Source organism: Testudinibacter sp. 'clade 2' (assembly GCF_006227735.1).
In the GTDB taxonomy this organism is placed as follows: domain Bacteria; phylum Pseudomonadota; class Gammaproteobacteria; order Enterobacterales; family Pasteurellaceae; genus Chelonobacter.
The window spans coordinates 1-21458 of sequence record NZ_VDHB01000115.1 but is presented as its reverse complement, the minus strand read 5'-3'; the positions used below and the strand labels follow the sequence as shown (position 1 = coordinate 21458).

Genomic DNA, 21458 nt, shown 5'->3' with positions numbered 1-21458 from the left:
ATTATCAAATAATTGCGCTTCAATATGCTTCGGAAAGGGTGAACTTCGGTTCGCCCTTTTTGTTGTTTAAGTGTTGAGAATAGTGGTATAACGGCATAAGAAATTAACGGTTTTATTGTAATTAGCCTATTCAATACATAAAGAAAGTGCTACAATCGCTCGTTCAAAAATATACCGTTATTCATTGGATCGGATAGATAAAAAACATGAGTTCAGAAAATATTAAAAAACAAGCACTTATTGAAAACCATGAAGGTAAAGGCAAAGCAGTAAATAATTTGCTTTGGCTTTTAGCTGTGTTATTGATCGTTGTTGCTGCGGTGGGGAATACCTATTTTGCCGATCAATTTGCGTTGGCAATTCGTATCGTTGCGATGGTAATCTTAATGGTCGCAGCTTTAGGACTGGTCGCAGTCACCAATCAAGGTAAAAAAGCGATTGGTTTTTTCAAAGAGTCACGTGGTGAATTAAGAAAAATCGTTTGGCCGAAACGCGCCGAGGCTATGCAAACAACATTGATTGTTTTTGGCGTAACCGTGGTTGCTTCTTTAGTGCTTTGGGGATTTGATTCCTTGATTATTGCGGTTATCTCCTTTATTACTAACCTGAGATTTTAATTTATGAGCGAGAATACAGCACCAATAAAACGCTGGTATGTTTTACAGGCTTTCTCCGGTTTTGAAGGCCGTGTAGCGAAAACATTAATCGAATATATCAAACAACATAATATGGAAGATCAGTTTGGTGAAGTGCTAGTGCCAACTGAAGAAGTGGTTGAAAATATTGCCGGCAAACGTCGCAAAAGCGAGCGTAAATTCTTCCCAGGTTATGTACTGGTACAAATGGAAATGAACGATGACACTTGGCATTTGGTGCGTAGTGTGCCTCGTGTGATGGGGTTCATTGGTGGTACGCCAGACAAGCCTGCGCCGATTTCTAAACGCGAAGCCGATACGATTTTAAACCGTCTACAACAAGATGGTGATAAACCAAGACCGAAAACACTGTTCCAGCCTGGTGAAGAAGTGCGGGTTACCGAAGGTCCGTTTATGGATTTCAACGGCACGGTAGAAGAGGTCGATTACGACAAAAGCCGTATCAAAGTATCTGTGTCGATTTTTGGGCGTGCGACACCGGTGGAGCTGGAGTTCCGTCAAGTGGAAAAAGCGGTTTAAGACGGTACGTTCAAGGCATAATTTCTCAAGTATTTTACGCTAAAATGCTTGAAAAACAGGCAGTGTTTAATTAGAATACTGCCCTTCAATAAACAGGGGAGCCGCAAGGCGATAATACCCGCAAGAGGAAAATAAAATGGCAAAGAAAGTACAAGCCTACGTTAAGCTGCAAGTTGCAGCCGGTATGGCAAATCCAAGTCCACCGGTTGGTCCTGCATTGGGTCAACAAGGTGTCAACATCATGGAATTCTGTAAAGCATTCAACGCTCGTACTGAGGGCTTGGAAAAAGGTTTACCGACTCCAGTTGTTATCACAGTCTATGCAGACCGCTCTTTTACCTTTATCACTAAAACTCCGCCGGCAGCAGTGTTGCTGAAAAAAGCGGCAGGTGTTAAATCTGGTTCTGGTAAACCGAATAAAGAGAAAGTTGGTAAAGTCACTCGTGCACAAGTGCGTGAAATCGCTGAAGTTAAAGCAGCCGATATGACTGGCGCAAGTATCGAAACTAAAATGAAATCTATTGAAGGTACCGCTCGTTCAATGGGCTTGGTAGTGGAGGACTAATCAAATGGCTAAACTTACCAAACGCATGAAAGCGATCCAAGAGAAAGTAGATTCAACAAAAGCCTACGAAATCAACGAAGCCGTTGCCTTGTTAAAAGAATTAGCAACCGCAAAATTCGTTGAAAGCGTTGATGTTGCTGTTAATTTAGGTATCGAAGCGCGTAAATCTGACCAAAACGTGCGTGGCGCAACGGTGTTGCCACACGGAACTGGTCGTGAAGTACGTGTTGCCGTATTTACTCAAGGCGCAAACGCTGAAGCAGCAAAAGAAGCCGGTGCTGACTTAGTCGGTATGGAAGATCTGGCTGAATTAGTCAAAAAAGGCGAAATGAACTTTGATGTGGTTATTGCTTCTCCTGATGCAATGCGTGTTGTGGGTCAATTGGGTCAAATCTTAGGCCCACGTGGCTTAATGCCAAACCCGAAAGTCGGCACTGTAACCCCTAACGTCGCAGAAGCGGTTAAAAATGCGAAATCCGGTCAGGTTCGTTACCGTAACGACAAAAATGGTATTATCCATACCACTATCGGTAAAGTAAATTTCTCAGAAGAACAATTGAAAGAGAACTTGCAAGCGTTGTTGGCAGCTTTAGTGAAAGCAAAACCAGCAAGCTCTAAAGGGATCTTTATCAAGAAAGTCAGCCTTTCTACCACTCAAGGTGCAGGCGTAGCGATTGATCAAACCAGTTTGAGCTAATAAAACTTTACAGCGGGGAGAATTGTATTTATAATTCTCCTCTTATTTTCCGATGGTAGTTTAGTCGGAAACTTCTGGTTGGTGCTTGACCTTATTCAAGCCCCATCCAAGACCGCAGGGGAAATCGTGTGAGGAAACTCAGGTGATTTCTTAATTATCCTGCGTAGATGGTGAACAGAATGAGAAAAATTTTCTGCTTCTGCGCACCGAAAGACGTCTTGATATGCTTGCATATCAAGGAATTTAAATCCGGGAAACCGGAGTGTATTCAGGAGCTATAAGCCAATGGCATTAAATCTTCAAGACAAACAAGCAATTGTTGCTGAAGTAAACGAAGCAGCCAAAGGTGCCCTATCAGCAGTGATTGCGGATTCTCGCGGTGTGACTGTGGATAAAATGACTGAATTGCGTAAAACTGCGCGTGAAGCCGGTGTTACTATGCGTGTCGTGCGTAATACTTTATTACGTCGTGCGGTAGAAGGCACTGACTACGAGTGCTTGAAAGACGTGATGACAGGTCCGACACTTATCGCATTTTCTAATGAGCATCCGGGCGCAGCTGCACGTTTGTTCAAAGATTTCGCAAAAGCGAACGATAAGTTCGAACTTAAAGGTGCCGCTTTCGAAGGTAAAATCCAAGATGTTGAATTCTTAGCAACATTGCCGACTTACGACGAAGCGATTGCACGTTTAATGGGTACTATGAAAGAAGCTGCGGCAGGCAAACTTGCTCGCACTCTTGCGGCATTACGCGACAAATTACAAGAAGCTGCTTAATTATCAAAGCGTTTCTTACCTCGTTTAATTTATTTACTTTAGGAATTGATTGTCATGTCATTAACTAACGAACAAATCATTGAAGCGATTGCTTCTAAAACTGTCACTGAAATCGTAGAATTAATTTCTGCAATGGAAGAAAAATTCGGTGTTTCTGCAGCAGCGGCAGCAGTAGCTGTAGCAGCAGGTCCAGCAGAAGCAGCAGAAGAGAAAACTGAATTCGATGTAGTATTAACTGCAGCGGGCGCTAACAAAGTTGCTGTTATCAAAGCAGTACGTGGTGCAACCGGTTTAGGCTTAAAAGAAGCGAAAGACCTGGTTGAATCTGCACCAGCAGCGCTGAAAGAAGGCATCTCTAAAGCTGAAGCTGAAGAACTGAAGAAAACATTAGAAGAAGCAGGTGCTTCTGTTGAACTTAAATAATTAATTTTATTTAGGTTTATAGCCTGTTATAGGCGGATGGCTAGCGGTTTAGACTGCTAGCCATTTTGTGCCTTTAAAAAATAGAAGTGAATATGCCGTTTTTTTATTTCTATAACTGCTTGATAAAATAGTGATTATTGATTTTATCGAGCCTGCACCAGAAGTTTTGCCGGTGATTATTCGGCAAAAAAGTGAAAGTGCGGTACCAACAAACGGTATCGATAGCATTGCCACCTTGTTAATTTGATCGCAAGTGTGCGCGAATTTTGGGTCACCGATCAGCGAGCAGAGGAACCCTATGGTTTACTCCTATACCGAGAAAAAACGTATTCGTAAAAACTTTGGCAAACGTCAACAAGTTTTAAATGTACCTTATTTATTAACAATCCAAATCGATTCTTTCGATAAATTTATTCAGCAAGATCCGGAAGGGCAGCAGGGACTGGAAGCGGCGTTCCGCTCAGTGTTTCCGATTGTCAGCAATAACGGCAGCACTGAATTGCAATATGTGAGCTATAAGTTAGGTGAACCAGTATTTGATGTGCGTGAATGTCAAATCCGTGGGACAACTTATTCTGCGCCGTTGAGAGTTAAACTGCGTTTAGTCAGCTACGATCGTGATGCTGCACCGGGTACGGTAAAAGACATCAAAGAAAATGATGTCTATATGGGGGAAATCCCATTGATGACCGACAACGGAACTTTTGTGATCAACGGCACCGAGCGTGTTATTGTTTCGCAATTACACCGTAGTCCGGGGGTTTTCTTTGACAGCGATAAAGGTAAAACCCATTCTTCGGGGAAAGTGCTGTATAACGCACGTATTATTCCTTACCGTGGTTCATGGTTGGATTTTGAATTTGATCCGAAAGATAACTTATTTGCGCGTATCGACCGTCGCCGTAAATTACCTGCTACGATTATCCTGCGTGCATTGAACTACACCACTGAAGAAATTCTGGCGCTGTTCTTTGAGAAAGTGAACTTCAGCATTGATGACAATAAATTGATGATGGAACTGGTGCCGGAGCGTTTGCGCGGTGAAACTGCCAGCTTTGATATTGAAGCCAACGGTACCGTTTATATTGAGCGCGGACGTCGTATCACGGCACGTCATATCCGTCAGTTAGAAAAAGATAAAATCTCTCAAGTTGTGGTTCCGACAGAATATATTGTCGGCAAAATTATCGCTAAAGATTATGTTGATCTTGAGAGTGGCGAATTGATCTGTGCGGCGAATGCGGAAATTACATTAGAAATTTTGGCTAAATTGAGCCAAGCCGGTTATAAAGATATTGAAGTGCTGTTCACCAATGATTTAGATCATGGACCTTATATTTCAGAAACTTTACGAGTGGATCCGTCACATGACCGTTTAAGCGCGCTGGTTGAAATTTACCGTATGATGCGTCCGGGCGAACCACCGACAAAAGAAGCGGCTGAATCGCTGTTTGACAATCTATTCTTCTCTAGTGATCGTTATGATCTTTCTGCGGTTGGCCGCATGAAATTCAACCGCTCTTTGAATATTCCGGAAGGGGAAGGCAGCGGTATCCTGAGCAATGATGACATTGTGATGGTGATGAAAAAACTGATCGAGATCCGTAACGGTCGTGGTGAAGTCGATGATATCGATCACTTAGGCAACCGTCGTATTCGTTCAGTGGGCGAGATGGCGGAAAATCAATTCCGCATCGGTTTGGTGCGTGTTGAAAGAGCGGTCAGAGAGCGCTTGTCGTTAGGCGATTTGGACGGTGTAACGCCACAAGATTTGATCAATGCCAAACCGATTTCGGCTGCGGTGAAAGAGTTCTTTGGTTCGTCCCAGTTGTCGCAATTTATGGATCAGAACAACCCATTGTCGGAAGTGACCCACAAACGCCGTATTTCTGCTTTAGGGCCGGGCGGTTTGACTCGTGAGCGCGCCGGCTTTGAGGTGCGTGACGTTCACGCCACTCACTACGGTCGTGTTTGTCCGATTGAAACCCCTGAAGGTCCAAACATCGGTTTGATCAACTCCTTGTCGGTGTATGCACGTACTAATGATTACGGTTTTTTGGAAACCCCATACCGTAAAGTGGTTGACGGGCAAGTGACGGAAGAAATCGAATATTTGTCAGCGATTGAAGAAGGCAAATATGTGATTGCACAGGCGAACTCCAACTTGGATGAAAATTCACGCTTTACCGATACCTTCGTGACTTGTCGTGGTGAACACGGCGAAGCCGGTTTGTATAAAGCCGATGAAATCCAATATATGGATATCTCCACGCAACAAGTGGTTTCGGTGGCGGCGGCGTTGATTCCATTCTTGGAACACGACGATGCCAACCGTGCCTTGATGGGTGCAAACATGCAACGTCAAGCGGTGCCGACTCTGCGTGCCGATAAACCGTTGGTCGGAACCGGAATTGAGAAAGCGGTAGCCGTGGACTCCGGGGTAACCGTGGTCGCCAAACGTGGCGGTTATGTACAATATATCGATGCTTCACGCATCGTGATTAAAGTCAATGAAGACGAAACCGTACCGGGCGAAGCAGGAATTGATATTTATAACCTGACCAAATACACCCGTTCGAACCAAAACACCTGTATCAACCAAGTGCCTTGTATTTCACTGGGGGAACCGATTGAGCGTGGTGAAGTGTTGGCAGACGGTCCGTCCACCGATTTGGGTGAATTGGCGTTAGGTCAAAATATGCGTGTGGCATTTATGCCATGGAACGGTTATAACTTCGAAGACTCGATGTTAGTTTCTGAGCGCGTAGTGCAAGAAGATCGTTTTACGACGATTCACATTCAAGAATTGACCGCAGTTGCGCGTGATACCAAACTGGGCGCAGAAGAGATTACTGCCGATATTCCTAACGTCGGTGAAGCAGCGCTGAGCAAATTGGACGAATCCGGTATCGTGTATATCGGGGCGGAAGTCAAAGGCGGTGATATTCTGGTGGGTAAAGTCACCCCGAAAGGTGAGACCCAATTAACCCCGGAAGAAAAATTGTTGCGTGCGATCTTTGGTGAAAAAGCCTCTGATGTAAAAGATTCTTCTCTGCGTGTACCAAACAGCGTTTCCGGTACGGTAATCGACGTACAAGTCTTCACCCGTGATGGTGTAGAAAAGGATAAACGTGCGCTTGAAATTGAAGAAATGCAGTTAAAACAAGCCAAGAAAGATTTGGTGGAAGAACTGGAGATTTTGGAAGCCGGCTTGTTTACTCGTGTGCGTAACTTGTTATTGAATAACGGTATTGAAGAGAAACAACTGGATAAGCTGACCCGTAACCAATGGTTGGAACAATCGCTGGCTGATGAAAATCAACAAAATCAGTTGGAACAGTTGGCAGAGCAGCATGAAGAGTTGCGCAAAGAGTTTGAACGCAAACTGGAAATTAAACGTCATAAAATCATTCAAGGCGACGATTTAGCACCGGGTGTGTTGAAAATCGTCAAAGTCTATCTGGCAGTGAAACGTCAGATTCAGCCGGGTGATAAAATGGCGGGTCGCCATGGTAATAAAGGGGTTATCTCAAAAATTAATCCGGTGGAAGACATGCCGTACGATGAAAACGGGCAGCCGGTCGATATCGTCTTGAACCCGTTGGGCGTACCGTCACGGATGAATATCGGTCAGATTTTGGAAACACACTTGGGCTTGGCGGCTAAAGGCGTGGGTGACAAGATCAATGCGATGATTAAACAGCAACAATCTGTTGCCAAATTGCGTGATTATATTCAACGTGCGTATGATTTGGGCGGCGAAAGTCAAAAAGTGGATCTTGCAACCTTCAGTGATGATGAAGTGATGCGTTTGGCGCAAAACTTGCGTAAAGGAATGCCGTTGGCAACCCCGGTATTTGACGGTGCTCACGAAAGCGAAATCAAAGGCTTGTTGGCGCTGGCAGATCTGCCAACTTCCGGTCAGATTACGTTGTTTGACGGGCGTACCGGCGAGAAATTTGAACGTCCGGTAACCGTAGGCTATATGTACATGCTGAAATTGAACCACTTGGTTGATGACAAAATGCACGCCCGCTCCACCGGTTCGTACAGCTTGGTTACCCAACAACCATTGGGTGGTAAAGCCCAGTTCGGGGGACAACGTTTCGGGGAGATGGAAGTATGGGCACTGGAAGCTTATGGTGCTGCTTATACCCTGCAAGAGATGCTGACCGTGAAGTCCGATGACGTGAACGGTCGTACCAAAATGTATAAAAACATTGTGGACGGCGCACATCAGATGGAACCGGGCATGCCGGAATCCTTCAACGTATTGTTGAAAGAGATTCGCTCGCTGGGGATTAATATTGATCTGGATGAAGATCGTTAATCGCTTCCATCTGAGCAACGATAAAATATGCTCAAGTGCGGTCTGACCGCACTTGAATTAAGTTTAACTCCGACAGGAGCAAATCTGTGAAAGACTTAGTTAAGTTTTTGAAAGCACAAACGAAATCTTCAGAAGATTTTGATGTGATTAAAATTGGGCTGGCTTCTCCCGACATGATCCGTTCATGGTCGTTCGGGGAAGTGAAAAAGCCGGAAACCATTAACTACCGCACGTTTAAACCGGAACGTGACGGTTTATTTTGCGCACGCATTTTCGGGCCGGTTAAAGATTACGAATGTTTGTGCGGAAAATATAAACGCTTAAAACATCGTGGCGTAATCTGTGAAAAGTGCGGTGTCGAAGTTACGCAAACCAAAGTACGTCGTGAGCGTATGGGACACATCGAACTGGCTTCACCGGTAGCGCATATCTGGTTCTTAAAATCGCTGCCGTCCCGTATCGGTTTATTGTTGGATATGCCGTTGCGTGATATTGAGCGCGTGCTGTATTTCGAAAGCTATATTGTCACCGAGCCAGGCATGACCGACTTGGAGCGCGGTCAACTGTTGACCGAAGAACAATTTATGGATGCGGAAGACCGTTGGGCGGACGAATTTGAAGCCAAAATGGGGGCAGAAGCGATCCAACATTTGTTGCAACAAATGGATTTGGCGCACCAATGCGAAACGCTGCGTGAAGAGCTGCAAGAAACCAGTTCGGAAACCAAACGTAAAAAAATTACTAAACGTTTGAAATTGCTGGAAGCCTTTATTCAATCCGGCAACAATCCTGAGTGGATGGTGTTGACTGTGCTGCCGGTATTACCGCCGGATCTGCGTCCGTTAGTGCCGTTGGATGGGGGACGTTTTGCGACATCTGATCTAAACGATTTATACCGTCGCGTGATCAACCGTAACAACCGTTTGAAACGCTTACTGGATCTGGTTGCACCGGATATTATCGTACGCAACGAAAAACGGATGCTGCAAGAATCGGTCGATGCGTTGTTAGACAACGGTCGCCGTGGTCGTGCGATCACCGGTTCCAACAAACGTGCGCTGAAATCCCTTGCGGATATGATCAAAGGAAAACAAGGCCGTTTCCGTCAAAACTTGTTGGGTAAACGGGTTGACTATTCCGGCCGTTCGGTTATTACCGTCGGTCCATACCTGCATTTGCATCAATGCGGGTTGCCGAAAAAAATGGCGTTGGAACTGTTCCGTCCGTTTATCTATGCCAAATTAGAAAGCCAAGGCTATGCCTCAACCATCAAAGCTGCCAAGAAAATGGTAGAGCGTGAAGATGCGATTGTTTGGGATATTCTGGCTGATGTTATCCGCGAACATCCGATTCTGTTGAACCGTGCGCCAACCTTGCATCGATTGGGGATCCAAGCATTCGAACCGTTGTTGATCGAAGGTAAAGCGATCCAGTTACACCCGTTGGTGTGTGCGGCATTCAACGCCGACTTTGACGGAGACCAAATGGCGGTACACGTACCATTGACGCTGGAAGCGCAATTGGAAGCGCGCGCGCTGATGATGTCGACCAACAATATCTTATCACCGGCAAACGGTGAGCCGATCATTGTTCCGTCACAAGACGTGGTGTTGGGTCTGTACTATATGACCCGTGAAAAAGTCAATGCTAAAGGCGAAGGCATGTATTTGCAAAATCCACTGGAAGCAGAGAAAGCCTACCGTACCGGACAAGCAGAATTGCATGCGCGGGTTAAAGTGCGGATCACTGAATATGTGAAGTCTTCTAGCAATGAGTTTGAAGCGGTCACCACGCTGACCGAAACCACTATCGGACGTGCAATTTTATGGATGATTGCGCCAAGAGGCATGCCGTTTGAGTTGTTTAACCAAACCTTGGGCAAAAAAGCGATTTCTCGTTTAATCAACGCTTGTTACCGTTTGTTGGGCATGAAATCCAGCGTCATTTTTGCCGACCAAATCATGTACACCGGTTTTGCCTATGCGGCACGTTCCGGCGCATCGGTCGGGATTGACGACATGGTGATTCCGGATCAGAAAAATGAAATTATTTCTGCGGCGGAAAGTGAAGTTGAAGAGATTCAGGAGCAATTCCAATCGGGTCTTGTAACCGCCGGTGAGCGTTACAATAAAGTCATCGATATTTGGGCCGCAGCGAATGAACGTGTTGCCAAAGCGATGATGGAAAACCTGTCAACCGAAGAAGTGATTAACCGTGACGGAGTACCGGAAAAACAAGCCTCCTTTAACAGCATCTTTATGATGGCGGATTCCGGGGCGCGGGGTTCTGCGGCGCAGATTCGTCAGTTGGCGGGAATGCGGGGCTTGATGGCGCGTCCGGACGGCTCGATCATTGAGACGCCGATTACTGCGAACTTCCGCGAAGGCTTGAACGTACTGCAATACTTTATTTCCACCCACGGGGCGCGTAAAGGTTTGGCAGATACCGCACTTAAAACAGCGAACTCCGGTTACTTGACTCGCCGTCTGGTTGACGTGGCGCAAGATTTGGTGATTGTCGAAGACGATTGTGGTACCGAAGAAGGTATCGTCATGACCCCGTTAATCGAGGGTGGTGATGTCAAAGAGGCGTTGCGTGAACGTGTATTGGGGCGTGTGGTGGCAGAAGATGTTCTGGTACCGGGCACTGATCAGGTCTTGATTCCGCGTAATACTTTGCTAGATGAAAAATTGTGCGATGTAATTGACGCCAACTCGGTAGACAGCATCAAAGTGCGGTCAGTGGTAACCTGCCAAACTGATTTTGGTGTGTGTGCGAAATGTTATGGTCGTGATCTGGCTCGAGGGCATATCATCAACAATGGTGAAGCGGTTGGCGTTATTGCGGCGCAGTCCATCGGTGAGCCGGGAACACAGTTAACCATGCGGACGTTCCACATCGGGGGGGCGGCTTCCAGAGCGGCTTCTGAATCCAGCATTCAGATCAAAAATAACGGTAGCGTGCGTTTGGCAAATGCCAAGTTCGTTACTAACAAAGACGGCAAATTGGTGATTACTTCGCGTAATACTGAGCTGACGGTAATTGACGGCTTCGGACGCACCAAAGAGAACTATAAAGTGCCTTACGGAGCGACATTGAGCAAGCATGACGGTAGTGATGTCAATGCCGGCGAAATCATCGCTAACTGGGATCCGCATACCATGCCGGTTATCTCGGAAGTAGAAGGGTTTGTGCAGTTCGTGGATATCGTTGATGGTGTGACGGTTAGCCGTCAAACCGACGAGTTGACAGGATTGTCTTCCGTTGTGGTACAGGATGTGGGTGAACGTGCGACTGCAGGTAAAGACTTGCGTCCGGCGTTGCGTGTGGTCGATGCTAAAGGCAATCCGGTATTAATTGCAGGTACTGATGTGCCGGCGCAATACTTCTTGCCGGGTAAAGCAATTGTCACCTTGGACGATAACGCCGAAATCAATATCGGGGAACCATTAGCGCGTATTCCGCAAGAGTCTGCCGGAACCAAAGATATTACCGGTGGTTTGCCGCGCGTTGCCGATTTGTTCGAAGCGCGTAAACCGAAAGAGCCTGCGATTATGGCAGAAATTTCCGGTATCGTGTCGTTTGGTAAAGAGACCAAGGGTAAGCGTCGTTTACTGATTACACCGAGCGAAGGTGAAGTGTATGAAGAGATGATCCCGAAATGGCGTCAATTGAACGTGTTTGAAGGCGAATTGGTGTCTCGCGGTGATATTATCTCCGAAGGGGCGGAAACGCCACATGATATTCTGCGCTTGCGCGGAATCCGTGCGGTGACTGAATATATCGTCAACGAAGTGCAAGAAGTTTACCGCTTGCAAGGGGTAAAAATTAACGATAAGCACATTGAAGTCATTGTACGTCAAATGTTGCGTAAAGCGATTATTACCCAAGCGCATGATTCCGAATTCTTGGAAGGTGAGCAAGTGGAAGTGGCGCGCGTGAAAATCGTGAATCGCCAACGCGAGGCTGAAGGTAAGCCGTTGGTCGAATTCGAGCGTGAGTTGCTAGGTATTACCAAAGCGTCCTTGGCGACTGAGTCGTTTATTTCGGCAGCATCGTTCCAAGAAACCACGCGTGTGTTAACTGAAGCGGCAGTTGCCGGTAAACGTGACGAGTTGCGCGGTCTGAAAGAAAACGTCATCGTGGGTCGCTTGATTCCGGCAGGTACCGGTTATGTTTATCACCAAAACCGCCACAGCAACAAAATGGCTAAGGCAGAAAACGTACCGTTGGAAGAGATCGAAACCAAGTTTGACAGCGATGAAGCTGCTGCGAACTTGGCTGAAATGCTGAATATGTCGGCTGATTTCGAGTAAGCGAACCGTTTGAATCAGAAGCCCAAAGTGTTAACGCACTTTGGGCTTTTTTGTGGCTTTTTAGTACTTTCCGCTGCGATAATACTTTATAATAGCGACAAAATTATGCTATCGGAGAACAAATGCAGCGCTTACAGACGAAAGATTTTGGTTATTGGCTGCTGACCAAAGGCAGCAATATTTACTTATCGGACGGCAAATTGCCGTTCGGAACCGCCGATGAGTTAGCGCTAGACGATAAGTGCGGTATGGTGATCGGCGAATATCAAGATGCGCCACTCTGGTTGGTGGAAGAGTTTGATGACAGTCGCAATTATTTTTCGTTGCGTGATCAATTGATTCTGCCGGAGCGGATTTTCAATTTACTGAATCGTGGCGTAGCACTCAATTATTTTTGGAAAACCCATCGTTTTTGTGGGGTTTGCGGTGCTAAAACCCAAGCAATGACACCGCAAGAATGGGCAGTCGAATGTACACAGTGCCAACACCGCACTTACCCGATGATTGCGCCGTCAATCATTGTGGCAGTGCGCAAAGGTGATTCCATTTTACTGGCAAATCATGTACGCCATCGTGAAGAAAAAATTTATACTACGTTGGCCGGTTTTGTGGAAGTGGGCGAGACTTTGGAGCAGACAGTAGAGCGTGAAGTTTTTGAAGAGAGTGGTTTGAAAATAAAAAATCTGCGCTACATTGGCAGCCAGCCATGGTCGTTCCCCAATTCATTAATGTTGGGTTTTTTGGCAGATTATGCAGAGGGAGAGATTGCGATCCAGCCGGAAGAGTTGAATGATGCAGGTTGGTTTCGCTATGATGCCGGATTACCGCACTTGCCGCCACCCGGCACGATTGCACGCAAACTAATTGAACTCAGTCAGCAAATTTGCGCAGATGAAGCACAACAGCTCTAATAAGGAAGAAAAATGTCAGCATTAAAAAATGATCGTTATTTACGCGCGTTATTGCGCCAACCAGTCGATATGACGCCGATTTGGATGATGCGCCAAGCCGGACGCTATTTGCCGGAATATAAGGCAACCAGAGCCGAGGCTGGGGATTTTATGTCACTGTGCCGCAATCAGGAATTGGCATGCGAAGTCACCTTGCAGCCGCTACGTCGTTATGCGTTAGATGCGGCAATCCTGTTTTCTGATATTCTCACCATCCCCGATGCCATGGGCTTAGGTTTGAGTTTTGGCGCCGGAGAAGGGCCTAAATTTGCCAAACCAATTGAAAACCAACGTGATGTGACTAATTTGCCGATACCTGACCCGGAGCAAGAGTTGCAGTATGTGATGAATGCGGTGCGCACCATTTATAATGCATTGGACGGCAGTGTGCCGCTGATCGGTTTTTCCGGTAGCCCGTGGACCTTGGCGACCTATATGGTCGAGGGGGGCAGTAGCAAGGCCTTCACTAAAATTAAAAAAATGTTGTATGCCGAACCGCACTTGTTACACCAATTACTGGATAAACTGGCAGATAGCGTCGTTTTGTATCTGAACGCACAAATTAAAGCGGGCGCTCAGGCGGTAATGGTATTTGATACTTGGGGTGGCGTGTTGGCGCATCGTGATTATCGTGATTTTTCACTGCAATATATGCACAAAATTGTGGATGGCTTAATTCGTGATTATCGTGGTCGTCGTGTACCGGTGACGCTGTTCACCAAAGGCGGCGGTTTATGGCTGGAAGCGATGGCAGCAACCGGTTGTGATGCGCTGGGCTTGGATTGGACGGTGGATTTAGCGCAAGCACGCGCCCGAGTCGGACATAAGGTCGCCTTGCAAGGGAATATCGACCCGAGCGTACTGTATGCCGATCAAGCACGGATTGAACAGGAAGTGCAGCAAACCTTACAAGATTTTGGCGCAGGTAGCGGACATGTGTTCAATTTGGGACACGGCATTCATCAAGATGTCTCGCCGGACAGTCCGAAATATCTGGTTGATGCGGTGCACTGTTTTTCACAGCCCTACCACGCAACGGAGAAATAACAGATGCGTAACCCGATTCAAAAACGCTTGGAACATTTTGAAACTTGGCAGCATTTGGCGTTTATGTTGTGTTTGTGCGAAAGAATGTATCCCAATTTTCAGCTGTTTTGCCAAATGCAGGATAAAATGCAGGACAGCAAGGTGTATCACAATATTCTCAATCTGATTTGGGAATATTTGACAGTTAAAGGGGCGAAAATTAATTTTGAATCGCAACTGGAGAAGCTGGAAGCGATTATTCCGGATATTAATGAATACGATTCTTATGGAGTTATTCCTGCAGCAGATGCCTGCGAAGGCTTGTCACAAGTGCTACATACCATTATTTCCGGATCAAGCTTAGAACAGGCGATTTTGGTCAGTAAATTGTCACTGCAGACTGTGGTTTCTCTGTTGGAAACCGAACAAGACCGCACTTTAAATGAAAAGGAACTTAAAGAGTCGGCAGAGATTCAACAAGAATTAGACGTGCAATGGCTGATTTACCGCACCTTAAATGAAGCGGAAGAACGAGATGTTGAATTGCTGCTGAGCCTTAAAAATGAATTACGCGAAGAGGCAGTTAGCAATATCGGTATAAAAATTGACCTTTAAGTGTGATTTTTCGCTGAATTTAATGATTTATAGCTTTCAATCTCAAGCAACTTAGATTAATCTTAGGTTACTGTTTTTAGACAGCTATTGCACCAAGAATATCCAGATATTCAATCCATACAAAAGCTTAACTTAAACATCAATAACAAGGGGTACTATCTTATGAATAAAGCAGAACTGATTGATGCAATTGCATCTGCTGCAGAGTTAAACAAAAAACAAGCTAAAGCAGCTTTAGAAGCGACTTTAACTGCAATTACTGACAGCTTGAAGGCAGGCGATCCGGTTCAATTAATTGGTTTCGGTACTTTCAAAGTGAACCAACGACAAGCCCGTACCGGTCGTAATCCACAAACCGGACAGGAAATCCAAATTGCAGCGGCTAAAGTGCCGGCATTCGTTTCCGGTAAAGCATTAAAAGATGCTATCAAATAATAGATTTGAATTTTGTGTGATAAGAACCTCTGGCGACAGGGGTTTTTTTATATCTGAAATTTGACAATATCTATTTTTTTACTCTATTTGATAAAAGAATAGTTGAAGTTTTGAATCTGTTTCGATATTATTTCGAACCGAAACTTATGAGGCTTTTTTTAGTAGGGTAAAATGTCAAAACGAAATAGTTCACAGCGCCGCCATTTGATAATGCAACGCTTACAAGCCAGTGGTGAAATCTCAGTTGATGAGCTAGTGCAGCATTTTAGTACTTCCGAAGTGACTATCCGTAAAGACCTGACCGCACTTGAAAATAGTGGTTTACTGTTGCGTCGTTATGGTGGGGCTGTATTAATGCCAGCTGAGATTTTGACTGATGAAAACGATGAGCCGTTTTCAAAAGATAAGTTGTCGATTGCCAAAGTTGCAGCAGCACGGATTCGCGATCATAACCGGATTATTATTGATTCCGGTAGTACCACCGCAGCACTGATCAAACAGCTGAACCCGAAACAAGGCTTGGTGGTGATGACCAATTCATTAGCGGTAGCCAAACAACTGACCGAATTGGAAAACGAGCCTACTTTACTGATGACCGGCGGCACATGGGATATCCGTTCTGAATCCTTTCAGGGACAGGTTGCGGAGCAGGTGTTGCGTTCTTATGATTTTGACCAGTTGTTTATCGGGGCAGACGGCATTGATTTGGCGCGTGGCACCACAACGTTTAACGAGCTGGTCGGTTTAAGCCGGGTGATGGCAGAAACGGCTCGGGAAGTGGTGGTGATGGTCGAGTCACAAAAAATCGGACGTAAAATGCCAAATTTGGAGCTGAACTGGCAGCAGATCGATGTTCTGGTGACGGATAATCAAATCAGCCAAGAGATGAAGCAAAAGATCGAAGCCAATGGTGTTGAAGTAGTTTTGGCTAACTAATTTATTATTGATTAAACAAAGGAAAAAATATGTGTGGAATCGTAGGTGCTGTTGCTCAACGTGATGTGGCAGAAATTTTAATTGAAGGTTTACACCGTTTGGAATATCGTGGTTATGATTCTGCCGGTGTTGCCGTAGTGGATGAACAGCATAATTTACAACGCGTGCGTTGTTTAGGTAAAGTGAAAGCGCTGGACGAAGCTGTTGCCAAACAGCCGTTAATCGGCGGCACAGGGATTGCACACACCCGTTGGGCGACTCATGGCGAGCCGTCGGAAGCCAATGCACATCCGCATGTTTCCGGCGAGATTACGGTGGTGCATAACGGCATTATCGAAAACCATGAAGAATTGCGCGAAAGCTTGAAAGCGCGTGGTTACGTCTTCACTTCGCAAACCGATACCGAAGTGATTGCTCACTTGGTCGAATGGGAAAACCGCACTTCGACCAGTTTGCTGGAGGCCGTGCAGAAAACCGTGCGACAACTGACCGGTGCTTACGGTATGGTGGTGTTGCACCGTGCACAGCCGGAACATCTGATTGCGGCGCGCTCCGGCAGTCCGTTGGTGATCGGCTTAGGTTTGGGCGAAAACTTCTTGGCTTCCGACCAGTTGGCATTGTTAAGCGTTACTCGTCGGTTTATCTTCTTGGAAGAGGGGGATATTGCTGAAATCAGCCGCCGTAACATTGATATTTATAGCCGTGACGGTGAGAAAGTTGAGCGTCAGGTGCACGAATCCAACCTGGAAAATGATGCCGCCGAAAAAGGCAAATATCGTCATTTTATGCAAAAAGAGATTTTTGAGCAGCCGACTGCGATTGTCAATACGCTGGAAGGGCGGATCGCCAATGATAGCGTCATTATCGAAAGCATCGGCAACGGCGCACGTGAGATTTTGGAAAAAGTAGAACATGTACAAATCGTGGCGTGTGGAACCTCGTACAATTCCGGCATGGCGGCACGTTACTGGTTCGAAGCGTTAGCTGGGGTCAGTTGCGATGTGGAAATTGCCTCTGAATTTCGGTATCGTAAATTCGTCACCCGCCCGAACAGCCTGTTGCTGACCCTGTCGCAATCCGGCGAAACCGCCGATACCTTAGCGGCATTGCGTCTTGCCAAAGAAAAAGGCTATATGTCGGCAATGACAATTTGCAACGTCTCCGGCTCATCGCTGGTGCGCGAATCTGACTTGGCGTTTATGACCCGTGCCGGGGTTGAAATCGGGGTTGCATCGACTAAAGCCTTTACCACTCAATTGGCAACGATGTTATTATTGGTGTTGGCGATCGGCAAATTAAACGGCAATATTTCGGCTGAAAAAGAGCGTGCAATCATCAAATCGTTGCAAAGCCTGCCGGCAAAAATCGAGCAAGCGTTGGCGTTTGATGGTGCCATTGAAAAATTATCAGAAGATTTTGCCGAGAAACACCATACCCTGTTCTTAGGGCGTGGCGAATACTATCCGATTGCGATGGAAGCGGCGTTAAAATTGAAAGAAATTTCCTATATCCATGCCGAAGCTTATGCCGCTGGTGAACTGAAACACGGTCCGTTAGCCTTGATTGATGCGGATATGCCGGTGGTGGTGGTGGCTCCGAACAATGAATTGCTGGAAAAACTGAAATCCAATATTGAAGAAGTGCGTGCCCGTGGCGGTCAGTTGTATGTGTTTGCCGATGAAAAAGCCGGGTTTACTTCGACTCCGGATATGAAAATCATCACCATGCCGGAGGTGGACGAAGTCGTGGCACCGATTTTCTACACCGTACCAATGCAGCTGTTGGCATACCATGTGGCTTTAATCAAAGGCACTGATGTCGATCAACCACGTAACTTGGCAAAAGCGGTGACAGTGGAATAAGCCAATTCGTCTTCATCGCAAACAAACCGCACTTTGGGTTGAAACCGAAAGTGCGGTTTTTTAATGGCTTAAAGAACAGTTTGGCGGTTTTATCTCATAAAAAATCCCGATCCATTTGATCGGGATTTTGTTGTATATGCCAGTTAACGATATCAGCTATGCCGTGGTATATTTCGGTTCGCTGAATACGCTGACTGCCGGTGCTTCGCCACTGTATTTTTCTACTTGCAAAATAGCGGTGTTAGGCGAGTTGCCTTGTGCCAGTTTAGACGTACCGATATCCATGGTCAGCACATTCGGGTTACCGAATTTACACAGCGGTTTTTCTGCCGTGCCCAACTCGGCAGGGTCGTACCAAGCCCCTTCGTGTAAGGCGACGGTGCCTTTAATCACGCCATCACTCACCACCGCCCCGGCAAGTACTTGCCCACGTTGATTGAACAAGCGTACGATATCGCCGTTTGCGATGCCGCGTGCTTGCGCATCATCCGGATGGATCAGCACCGGTTCGCGCCCGTTGACGGTATATTTCTCACGCAGCGCGCTCGAGAAACACAATTGGCTGTGCAAACGGTAATAAGGGTGCGGTGTGACCAACGCCAGCGGTGCTTCGGCGGTGGTGTTGCCGGCATACTCCTCCGGCACCATCCAACTAGGATGACCTTTGCAGTCGTCATAGCCCATCTTAGCGACGGTGTCGGAATAGATCTCAATTTTACCCGATGGCGTACCCAGAGGATTGAGTAGCGGATCGGCACGGAATTCGGCATAGCGCACCCATTGCTTGGCTTTATCCCCCACTTTGAACGTAATCGGCTGATTGGCTTCCCAGAACTGTTCAAAGCGTGGCATTATGACCCGATTCTTACGCGCCGCATCATAAGCGGATTGATAGAAGCCTTTCAGCCAATCCATCTCTGATTTGCCTTCGGTAAATTTATCTTCCACGCCAGCCAGTTTCGACAGCGCAGCGAAAATATCATAATCACTTTTCGCTTCAAATTGTGGCTCGACCGCTTTTTTCATCGGGAAGATATTCAACATCGAATAGTCGCCACTCATGGTCAAGTCATTACGCTCAAACGAGGTGGTGACCGGCAGGACGATATCCGCCATCCGGGCAGTTGGTGTCCAGTAAATTTCGTTGACAACGACGGTCTCCGGTTTTTGCCAAGCCTTGATCAAGGTGTTGGTGTCTTGGTGATGTGTAAATGGATTACCGCCCGCCCAATAGATCAATTTAATATCCGGATAAGTCACTTCGGTGCCATTATATTGGATCACTTTGCCCGGATTGAGCAGCGCATCAGAGATACGTGCCAGTGGGAAGCTCATTTTTGAGGTTTCGTCCAGCCAAGTTTGCCCACCGCTTTCACCGGAGGTGTTGGCTGAAATCGCCCCGACAATGCCGCCGGTTGCTGTAGGTACTCCGCCGTTGGCATAGTGGTAGCTCAAGCCGAATCCACCGCCCGGCAAACCGATTTGTCCGATCATGGAGGCTAATGTGACCAATGTCCAGTGCGTTTGTTCGCCGTGGCGCTGGCGCTGCATGCCCCAGCCACCCATCAGCATGGTGCGTTTGGCGGCAAAGTCCAGTGCCAGTTGTTTGATGGTTTCTGCCGGGACGCCACAAATTTGACTGGCCCAAGCGGCATCTTTGACCACGCCGTCTTCAGCTTTGCCCAACACATAGGCTTCGAATTTGTCATAACCGACAGTATATTTTTTCAGAAATTCTTGGTCATGTTTGCCTGCGGTGATCAAACTGTGTGCGATGCCCAGCATCAACGGTACATCGGTGGCGGTATTGACCGGAATCCACTCTGCCCCTAGATAGTCACAGGTTTCGCTGCGCACCGGATCGATACAGATCACCCGTTTGCCACTCTCTTTCAGTTTTTTGAAGTAGTCGGTTCCCTGTTGATCGGTGGAAGTCCAAGCGTTACGCAGGGTGGTCATTGGGTTGGCTGACCATAGCACGACAATTTCGGAATGTTCCAGAATCATTTCCCAGCTGGTTTGTTGCTCGTAAACTTCGATGGTTCCCATCACATGCGGCATGATCACCTGGGCGGCACCGGTGGAGTAGTCGCCTTTAGTACCGACGAAGCCACCGGTCAGATTCATAAAGCGGTGTAACAAGGTGCGACTGGCATGCAGCGAGCCGGAGCTGTACCAGCCGTAGGAACCGGCAAACACGCCGGAAGGCCCTTGGCTATCGCGTACTTGTTTTAAACCGTTATGCACCAATTCCAGCGCTTTGTCCCAAGAAACTCGCACCCATTCGTCATGTCCGCGCAAACTGGTATCGCTTTTACCCGGATTTTCCAGATAGCCTTTGCGTACCATCGGATATTTAACCCGCACGTCACTATGCACTTGCTCAGCGACAACGGTTTGTAGCTCGTTGGCAATGGTTGGTTCGATTGCCGGACCTGATTTCACCACTTTTCCGTTTTCTACCACAATCCCGAGCGGTCCCCAGTGGGCGGCAGACATGACGGTGGATGACTCCGCTGCCATCGCTTTACTTGAAGCGAGCAAGTTGGTGGTAATCCCGCCGGTGGCTGCCATACCGACAGTACCGAGTGAAGTGGTTTTCAGGAATTGACGGCGGCTGCCGTTAATTTTTTTAGTATGACTCATGTATCTCTCCTTGTTTATTAACCGTTATCGTCGTGTCAGTGTAATCAATGTGCGCCAGATTGAGCAGCCTCGGCTGGTGCCATATCTTTGGCAAAATGTTGCAAATAAATCGTCACGGCCCGCACTTCTGCATCACTCATCGAAGTGCGGTCTTTCATTGAGTTGATCACCCCAACCCATTGATTTGCGGTATAGTGATCGGCGGCAATCGGTGCATGGCAGGTACTGCAATGGGTTTGATCCAAGCTTTTACCGTAACTGTTCAAGGCTTCCAGATCAGCGGTCAGGGCATTTTTGCCAATTGAGACATTCAGTTTGACTTCACTCCAGTCGGAATTGGTCACCGGATCATGCACGGTGTTGACCACTTCTACGTCAGCTTTGGCACTGTCGTCCAGCACGCCGACAATAATGCGTTTTCCCATTTGTTGATACAGCAGGTTTTCCGCCCCGGCTTGCTGCCAACCGTCAACAATCGCATGAACATCCTCGCCCTCAGCTTTCCAGTCGATCAGTTTGGCAAACGGCATCAGGCGGATTTCACCGTTTCCGGTTTTGGCGGCGGTAATCGCCAGCGCATACAGTTCCGGATCTTGACTATTGAAATCGGCGGCATGTTTGCTCAGTTCTCCGCTGGCGGCACTGGAGTCGGTCGGGATATCCGGCATAAAATGCACCAGTCCTTTGTGGCAGTCGATACAGGTT

General features: G+C 46.9%; 15 protein-coding genes and 1 pseudogene. 14 read left to right on the top strand and 2 right to left on the bottom strand.

Annotation, left to right across the window (positions count from 1 at the left end; all coding sequences use genetic code 11):
- Nucleotides 1-206: 206 nt before the first annotated feature.
- From secE to glmS, 14 genes are all read left to right on the top strand, one after another.
- Entirely contained in the window at nucleotides 207-617 is a 411-nt protein-coding gene (gene secE, locus FHQ30_RS09260; protein ID WP_139611835.1) for a preprotein translocase subunit SecE, read from the top strand.
- A gap of 3 nt (nucleotides 618-620) precedes the next feature.
- The gene (gene nusG, locus FHQ30_RS09255) at nucleotides 621-1175 is read left to right on the top strand and encodes a transcription termination/antitermination protein NusG (protein ID WP_132965694.1); all 555 of its coding nucleotides are present in this window, start codon (nucleotides 621-623) and stop codon (nucleotides 1173-1175) included.
- Nucleotides 1176-1311: 136 nt separating this feature from the next.
- Nucleotides 1312-1740 (top strand): 50S ribosomal protein L11, encoded by a 429-nt coding sequence (gene rplK, locus FHQ30_RS09250; RefSeq protein ID WP_139609671.1) that lies wholly within the window; start codon nucleotides 1312-1314, stop codon nucleotides 1738-1740.
- A 4-nt stretch (nucleotides 1741-1744) separates the two neighbouring features.
- Nucleotides 1745-2437 (top strand): 50S ribosomal protein L1, encoded by a 693-nt coding sequence (gene rplA / locus FHQ30_RS09245; RefSeq protein WP_139609672.1) that lies wholly within the window; start codon nucleotides 1745-1747, stop codon nucleotides 2435-2437.
- 285 nt (nucleotides 2438-2722) lie between these two features.
- On the top strand, nucleotides 2723-3214 hold the full coding sequence (rplJ, locus tag FHQ30_RS09240) for a 50S ribosomal protein L10 (RefSeq protein WP_132965688.1): 492 nt from the start codon (nucleotides 2723-2725) through the stop codon (nucleotides 3212-3214).
- Between the two features lie 54 nt (nucleotides 3215-3268).
- The gene (gene rplL, locus FHQ30_RS09235; RefSeq protein ID WP_132965685.1) at nucleotides 3269-3637 is read left to right on the top strand and encodes a 50S ribosomal protein L7/L12; all 369 of its coding nucleotides are present in this window, start codon (nucleotides 3269-3271) and stop codon (nucleotides 3635-3637) included.
- A gap of 298 nt (nucleotides 3638-3935) precedes the next feature.
- Nucleotides 3936-7967, top strand: a complete 4032-nt coding sequence (gene rpoB / locus FHQ30_RS09230; RefSeq protein WP_139611834.1) for a DNA-directed RNA polymerase subunit beta — start codon at nucleotides 3936-3938, stop codon at nucleotides 7965-7967.
- Nucleotides 7968-8053: 86 nt separating this feature from the next.
- Complete coding sequence (rpoC, locus tag FHQ30_RS09225) at nucleotides 8054-12283, top strand: DNA-directed RNA polymerase subunit beta' (protein ID WP_132965681.1); 4230 nt, start codon at nucleotides 8054-8056, stop codon at nucleotides 12281-12283.
- Nucleotides 12284-12405: 122 nt separating this feature from the next.
- Nucleotides 12406-13194 (top strand): NAD(+) diphosphatase, encoded by a 789-nt coding sequence (gene nudC / locus FHQ30_RS09220; RefSeq protein WP_139611833.1) that lies wholly within the window; start codon nucleotides 12406-12408, stop codon nucleotides 13192-13194.
- Between the two features lie 12 nt (nucleotides 13195-13206).
- Nucleotides 13207-14280 carry a uroporphyrinogen decarboxylase gene (gene hemE / locus FHQ30_RS09215; RefSeq protein WP_139611832.1) on the top strand — a complete coding sequence of 358 codons (1074 nt, stop codon included), beginning with the start codon at nucleotides 13207-13209 and terminating at the stop codon, nucleotides 14278-14280.
- 3 nt (nucleotides 14281-14283) lie between these two features.
- Nucleotides 14284-14874, top strand: a complete 591-nt coding sequence (locus tag FHQ30_RS09210; RefSeq protein WP_139611831.1) for a YjaG family protein — start codon at nucleotides 14284-14286, stop codon at nucleotides 14872-14874.
- Between the two features lie 162 nt (nucleotides 14875-15036).
- The gene (gene hbs, locus FHQ30_RS09205) at nucleotides 15037-15309 is read left to right on the top strand and encodes a non-specific DNA-binding protein Hbs (protein ID WP_084256904.1); all 273 of its coding nucleotides are present in this window, start codon (nucleotides 15037-15039) and stop codon (nucleotides 15307-15309) included.
- Nucleotides 15310-15480: 171 nt separating this feature from the next.
- Entirely contained in the window at nucleotides 15481-16245 is a 765-nt protein-coding gene (locus FHQ30_RS09200; protein WP_139611830.1) for a DeoR/GlpR family DNA-binding transcription regulator, read from the top strand.
- Nucleotides 16246-16274: 29 nt separating this feature from the next.
- A complete protein-coding gene (gene glmS, locus FHQ30_RS09195; RefSeq protein WP_139611829.1) occupies nucleotides 16275-18107 on the top strand; it encodes a glutamine--fructose-6-phosphate transaminase (isomerizing) in 1833 nt (610 codons plus the stop codon).
- Nucleotides 18108-18263: 156 nt separating this feature from the next.
- On the opposite strand, the gene torA is transcribed toward glmS, so the two are convergent.
- Together torA and FHQ30_RS13275 are read right to left on the bottom strand one after the other, a co-directional pair.
- Nucleotides 18264-20753 carry a trimethylamine-N-oxide reductase TorA gene (gene torA / locus FHQ30_RS09190; RefSeq protein WP_139611828.1) on the bottom strand — a complete coding sequence of 830 codons (2490 nt, stop codon included), beginning with the start codon at nucleotides 20751-20753 and terminating at the stop codon, nucleotides 18264-18266.
- A gap of 44 nt (nucleotides 20754-20797) precedes the next feature.
- Nucleotides 20798-21458 (bottom strand): annotated as a pseudogene (locus FHQ30_RS13275) (NapC/NirT family cytochrome c); the annotation flags it as partial.

Coding starts and splice junctions, on each gene's coding strand:
- FHQ30_RS09210 (WP_139611831.1), top strand. CDS start 14,284: ATGCGTAACCCGATTCAAAAACGCTTGGAACATTTTGAAACTTGGCAG.
- FHQ30_RS09200 (WP_139611830.1), top strand. CDS start 15,481: ATGTCAAAACGAAATAGTTCACAGCGCCGCCATTTGATAATGCAACGC.
- rplK (WP_139609671.1), top strand. CDS start 1,312: ATGGCAAAGAAAGTACAAGCCTACGTTAAGCTGCAAGTTGCAGCCGGT.
- nusG (WP_132965694.1), top strand. CDS start 621: ATGAGCGAGAATACAGCACCAATAAAACGCTGGTATGTTTTACAGGCT.
- rplA (WP_139609672.1), top strand. CDS start 1,745: ATGGCTAAACTTACCAAACGCATGAAAGCGATCCAAGAGAAAGTAGAT.
- hemE (WP_139611832.1), top strand. CDS start 13,207: ATGTCAGCATTAAAAAATGATCGTTATTTACGCGCGTTATTGCGCCAA.
- hbs (WP_084256904.1), top strand. CDS start 15,037: ATGAATAAAGCAGAACTGATTGATGCAATTGCATCTGCTGCAGAGTTA.
- torA (WP_139611828.1), bottom strand. CDS start 20,753: ATGAGTCATACTAAAAAAATTAACGGCAGCCGCCGTCAATTCCTGAAA.
- rpoB (WP_139611834.1), top strand. CDS start 3,936: ATGGTTTACTCCTATACCGAGAAAAAACGTATTCGTAAAAACTTTGGC.
- rplL (WP_132965685.1), top strand. CDS start 3,269: ATGTCATTAACTAACGAACAAATCATTGAAGCGATTGCTTCTAAAACT.
- nudC (WP_139611833.1), top strand. CDS start 12,406: ATGCAGCGCTTACAGACGAAAGATTTTGGTTATTGGCTGCTGACCAAA.
- rplJ (WP_132965688.1), top strand. CDS start 2,723: ATGGCATTAAATCTTCAAGACAAACAAGCAATTGTTGCTGAAGTAAAC.
- secE (WP_139611835.1), top strand. CDS start 207: ATGAGTTCAGAAAATATTAAAAAACAAGCACTTATTGAAAACCATGAA.
- glmS (WP_139611829.1), top strand. CDS start 16,275: ATGTGTGGAATCGTAGGTGCTGTTGCTCAACGTGATGTGGCAGAAATT.